Annotated in this window: 7 protein-coding genes; 3 read left to right on the top strand and 4 right to left on the bottom strand. The window is 46.2% G+C overall.

Translation table 11 applies throughout. The features are described 5' to 3' along the window. Window positions 1–119 precede the first annotated feature (119 nt). Both MNV_RS09810 and MNV_RS09805 read left to right on the top strand, forming a co-directional pair. Window positions 120–323 carry a hypothetical protein gene (locus MNV_RS09810; protein ID WP_096205640.1) on the top strand — a complete coding sequence of 68 codons (204 nt, stop codon included), beginning with the start codon at window positions 120–122 and terminating at the stop codon, window positions 321–323. Then, the gene (locus MNV_RS09805; protein ID WP_179293920.1) at window positions 323–697 is read left to right on the top strand and encodes a type II toxin-antitoxin system VapC family toxin; all 375 of its coding nucleotides are present in this window, start codon (window positions 323–325) and stop codon (window positions 695–697) included. Before MNV_RS09810 ends, MNV_RS09805 begins: the two co-directional genes overlap by 1 nt. 63 nt (window positions 698–760) lie before the next feature. On the opposite strand, the gene MNV_RS19040 is transcribed toward MNV_RS09805, so the two are convergent. The 4 genes from MNV_RS19040 to MNV_RS09790 form a co-directional block, all read right to left on the bottom strand. Beyond that, window positions 761–955, bottom strand: a complete 195-nt coding sequence (locus tag MNV_RS19040) for a hypothetical protein (RefSeq protein ID WP_143311724.1) — start codon at window positions 953–955, stop codon at window positions 761–763. Between the two features lie 63 nt (window positions 956–1,018). Then, window positions 1,019–1,501 carry a 50S ribosomal protein L11 gene (locus MNV_RS09800; protein ID WP_096205636.1) on the bottom strand — a complete coding sequence of 161 codons (483 nt, stop codon included), beginning with the start codon at window positions 1,499–1,501 and terminating at the stop codon, window positions 1,019–1,021. A gap of 25 nt (window positions 1,502–1,526) precedes the next feature. After that, complete coding sequence (locus MNV_RS09795; RefSeq protein ID WP_394336539.1) at window positions 1,527–2,000, bottom strand: transcription elongation factor Spt5; 474 nt, start codon at window positions 1,998–2,000, stop codon at window positions 1,527–1,529. Then, window positions 2,000–2,179 (bottom strand): protein translocase SEC61 complex subunit gamma, encoded by a 180-nt coding sequence (locus tag MNV_RS09790; RefSeq protein ID WP_096205642.1) that lies wholly within the window; start codon window positions 2,177–2,179, stop codon window positions 2,000–2,002. Before MNV_RS09790 ends, MNV_RS09795 begins: the two co-directional genes overlap by 1 nt. A 224-nt stretch (window positions 2,180–2,403) precedes the next feature. Here MNV_RS09790 and MNV_RS09785 point away from each other — a divergent pair, with 224 nt between their 5' ends. Further along, window positions 2,404–4,971 (top strand): valine--tRNA ligase, encoded by a 2,568-nt coding sequence (locus MNV_RS09785; protein WP_096205635.1) that lies wholly within the window; start codon window positions 2,404–2,406, stop codon window positions 4,969–4,971. Window positions 4,972–5,132: the final 161 nt, after the last annotated feature.

Here is a 5,132-nt window from a genome sequence, read left to right as displayed (position 1 = left end):
GGGTAAGTTATTTACGCACAGATCCTTAAGACTAAAAATCAGTCACACAGTACCCTTAAAACCCCGATACTGCCATAAGTTTTATGTTGATGTAGATGTTATCATACATGCAGGTGTTAATGATGACAGAATACGTTCGAACTACTATAAAATTAAGAGAGGATGTTTATCAAACCCTTAAAAAAGAAGCGGGTGCCAAAAATATCTCAGAAAAAATAAATGAAATTTTAATAAAAATGCTTTTTAAGGACAAGAAAAGTCTTTTCGGAACAATGCCGAAAACTGATCTATCTGATCTTAGAGACCATGAGGATAGATTGTAATGTTACTGGATTCCTTCGCATGGTTTGAATATTTCATGGGAACTGAGAAAGGTGAGAAAGTTAAGAGATTGGTAGATGATAACATACAGTTGTACACGTCCCCTATTGTAATCGCAGAAGTATATTCTAAATCTCTAAGGACAGACAGAAAAGCTGAAGAAAGGAATGATTTTATAATGAAAAGATGTGCCATGGTCACGCTGGATGAAAATATTGCCATCGAAGCTGCAAAAATACACGCTGAGAACAAAATGAAGTCTCCTGATTTCGGTCTTGCTGATGCCTTCATACTTGCATCAGCAAGAAATAGAAAAATAAAAGTGGTTACGGGAGATCCTCATTTTAAAAATTTTGATGATTCCGTTATATTATGAGTTCTCGTTACGTAAGAACTCCTGCAACCAACTGCATTCTTACGCCTCAAGAAGACACAGGATTCAAGTAATCCAGTAGAAATGCCAGAGCATCCGCGCCGGGACACCCCATTTTTCGAAAACGGTGTCCGTGGCGCTCGTGTTGATATGTAGCACCCTGATTCCCTGATGATCTCTTACAAGCATACAGCCGAAGGTAGTATTCTTTAACCTCAGGCACGCTACGATTCTATCTGCAAATATCGATGAACATAACATCGACTTTGCAGGTATCTACAACCAGGCCTTCTGATCGGAAAAATTAAGGGGTTGCTTAAAAAATCACAACGACTCGTTCAAATCCGAGTCGAATTTCCCGCTATTAATAGCAGCAATAGCTTCCTTCGGATTGAGGCCCTCAAAGGTCGCACCCAGGGGAACGCATGAACCGATGACCTCTTTTACAGCGCCCTTCAATGTCTTTGAAAGGGTATCGCTCTTCTTCATGCGCGCAATCTTTACTGCCTGTTTTACAGTGAGATTGCCTATTACCTTCGTGTTCGGCGTCCCTGAGCCTAATTCTACTCCCAGTTCTTTCTTTATGAGAGCGGATGTCGGCGGGGTTCCGACCTGGATAGTGAACTGCTTTTTATCGTCCACGATTATTTTGACCGGGACCTGCATTCCGCTGAACGCTTTTGTCTGCTCGTTGATCTTATCTATGATTGCTTTTACGTTTACGCCAAGCGGACCGAGTGACGGACCAAGTGGCGGACCCGGGGTGGCTGAACCGCCGGAGACTAATGCTTCTACAACGCTCACCATTTTTATTTCTCCTGTATTATAATTGTTATTTCTCTACTTCTTCTCTTTTCAATATTCTCACGTTATCGCCGCGAACCGTTACAGGGATGGGGACCATCGCCTCGAACAGTTCAACGGTGATCTCTTCACGGGCCTCATCGATCCTTTTCACCCTTGCTTTCTCGCCCTTGAAAGGACCGGATATAAGCTCAACTATGCTGCCCTCAGTAATACCTGTGACTGTAAGTTTCGGTGTCAGGAAGTGCTCTATTTCGGCAAAACTGGATTTGCCTTTCACCATCGTGCGCGCATGGGGCAGCGTCTGGATGACCTGCTCCACGATCTCCGGGCCTTCAGCTTCGACAAGGATATATCCTCTCAACTCATCGGGCGCAAGTATCGCGCGGATATTAAGATGTTCCTTTTTCGCTACTTTCTCGATCAGGTTAGCTACTGCCCGTTCCTGGTTCGCAGTAGTCTTTACAACGAAAATAGCTCCATCTTCACTCACATCATTCATTAGAACCAGCCCGGCAGGATAGTTATCAGTAAATATATGATAAATCCTATGAACCCTATCAACAGGATTCCTGCGCCTGCTACTTTTGCGATGACTGTGAACTCTTCCCTTGTGGGTTTTCTTGTCAGCTTAAGCACCCTGAGATACTCGCTCAGGTTCAATGGCACGTTTCCCGGCATTTCTTTATCTTCGAACAATTTATTTCACATCCGTATTTAAATGAAGCAATAAACGGTATATAAGCTATCCCAAAATAATAGCAGCCTTGAATTATACTCAATATAAAAATAGTTTTCGATTAAATGGGGGAAAATCGCAGTATTAAAATAAGCACCATGTAATTTCAAAATAATCTCCAAAACCGATAATTCTATTAATCATGTGGTTTATCAGAACGAGAGTTATGGAACTCCCAAAGGAATACGATTACAAGACCCTCGAAGAAAAATGGTTGAATACATGGCAGGATTCCATGTACTACTTTGACTGGGATTCGGAAAAACCACAGTTCATAATCGACACACCGCCGCCGTACCCCACAGGGAATTTCCATATCGGCAATGCACTTAACTGGTGTTACATTGACTTCGTGGCGCGCTACAAGAGGATGCGCGGGTTTAACGTGATGTTCCCCGAAGGGTGGGACTGCCATGGCCTGCCCACCGAAGTTAAAGTGGAGGAGATACACGGCATCACCAAAAGCCAGGTCTCACGCGAGGAGTTCAGGCGCCTGTGCGTTGAACTCACGACAAAGAACATCGAACGCATGAGGAAAAGCCTTCGCCGCCTGGGGTTCTCCATCGACTGGAGCAATGAATACATTACTATGGAGCCTGCCTATTTTGGAAAAACCCAGCGCTCTTTTGTTCAGATGTATAACAGCGGCAGGATATACCAGCAGAACCATCCCGTGAACTGGTGCCCGAGATGTGAGACCGCTATCGCGTTCGCCGAAGTTGAATACGATTCGCGCAGCACTACTTTGAATTACCTTGACTTCGATAAACTCAAGATCGCCACCACCCGGCCTGAACTGCTTGCTGCCTGCGTTGCGGTCGCGGTCAATCCCGATGATGAGAGATACCGCGATTTTGTGGGCAAAGAGATCAAAGTACCCGTATTCGGTCATAAGGTGAAAGTCATAGCAGATAAAAGCGTAGATCCATGCTTCGGCACTGGCGTAGTGATGATATGCACCTTCGGAGACAAGCAGGACGTGAGGTGGTGGGTTGAGCATAATCTCCCATTACGCAAAGCCATAGATAAGACCGGGAAAATGACAGAACTTGCAGGCAAGTACGCAGGTTTAACAACCGAGGCTGCGAAAAAAGCTATAATCGAAGATATGAAAAAGGCGGGGATCCTTTACAAACAGGAAGAACTGCCGCAGAACGTCGGCATGTGCTGGCGCTGCAAGACGCCCATAGAGATCCTCTCTGAGAAGCAGTGGTTCGTCAAGATAATTTCTGAAGATATAATGGATACCGCAAACCAGGTCACCTGGGTTCCGGATTACATGAAAGTCAGGCTTGAGAACTGGACGGGGACTATGGAATGGGACTGGTGCATCTCAAGGCAGAGGATTTTTGCAACGCCTATCCCGGCGTGGTACTGCACTAAATGCGACACTGTGAAGGTGGCAAAAGAAGAATGGCTGCCGCTTGACCCGACCCGGAACGCGCCGCCCGAGCCATGCGAATGCGGCTCAATGGAATTCAAGGGAGAGGAGGATGTGCTTGATACCTGGATGGACTCATCCATATCGGCACTGCATGTAGCAGGCTGGTTGAGCGATCATCAGCTTCTCCTGCCAGCGCAGCTGCGCCCGCAGGGTTATGATATTATCCGCACATGGGCTTTTTACACTATCCTGAGAGCAAGAGCACTCCTTGACAAAAAGCCCTGGGATACTATCCTGCTTAACGGCATGGTACTTGGTGAAGACGGACACAAGATGAGCAAGTCCCGCAACAACTTCGTCATACCTGAAGAGGTAATAAAACAGTATGGCGCAGATGCGTTCAGGCAGTGGGCAGCCATCGGAGGCTCAACAGGTTCGGACATTATTTTCAGCTGGAAGGATGTAGTCGCAGGTTCGCGCTTCCTCCAGAAGCTCTGGAGCATCGTGCGCTTTTCCATGCCCCATGTTTCTGATAAGCCAGCTTCGTTCACTCCTATAGATCTCTGGCTCCTCAGCAAATTGAACAGGCTGGTAAAAGAAACCACAGAAAAAATGGATGCTTACCAGTTCGATGAGACATTCAAAGCTATCCGGGGATTTGCCTGGGATATCCTGGCGGATAATTATATCGAGCTTGTGAAATGGAGGCTGTACGGTGAGGTTGAAGGAAAACAGGCTGCACAGTACACGCTATACATTACGATTGAAACGCTTTCGCGGCTTCTTGCGCCGTTCATGCCTTATTTCTCGGAGGAAGTATATTCGCACCTGAAGCAGGAGAGCGTACACCTCCAGGCATGGCCGGAAGTGAATGAATCGCTCATCGATTCTGATGCCGAGGCTACGGGCGAACTGATAAAAGAAATAACCGGCGCTATCAGACGCTATAAGTCTGAACACGGCATGGCTCTGAACGCGCCGCTAAAAGAGATAGAGCTCTATTCCTCTATAACCGATGCGTCCGATATTGCAGGGGCAGCAAATACCCCGGTCAGGATAAAAACCGGGACGCCGGATTTTGAGATCGTGCCAACAGAGATCAAACCCAACATGAAGGTTCTCGGCAAGACCTATAGAAATAAAGCAAAATCCATAGCTGAAGCCCTGAGGAACGCTGATTCAAAAACAATTATGGGGCAGGCAGAGTCCGGAAGCATCACTCTCTCTGTGGACGGTGAAGATGTGGCTCTTGATGCCTCCGGTTTCACGGTTGAGAAAGAAAGGCTCTTAAAAGGAAAAGCTGTGGACGTCCTTGAAGTCGGAAGCGCAGTGATTGTAATTATGCGGTGAATCCTGTTAAGGATTCGTATCTATCAGCCTGATATTTTCTTTGCGCGGAGAACCTATTGCAGAATATACAAGCCTATACCAGTGATATGCCAGCAGTACTAACAGGACTACTACTGCCAGCCCCATTAAATCACCCAAGTTTTACCCTTGGTTATGACAAC

Source organism: Candidatus Methanoperedens nitratireducens (assembly GCF_900196725.1).
Taxonomy (GTDB): domain Archaea; phylum Halobacteriota; class Methanosarcinia; order Methanosarcinales; family Methanoperedenaceae; genus Methanoperedens; species Methanoperedens nitroreducens_A.
The sequence above is the reverse complement of the archived record's forward strand: the minus strand, read 5'-3'. Positions and strand labels throughout refer to the sequence as shown.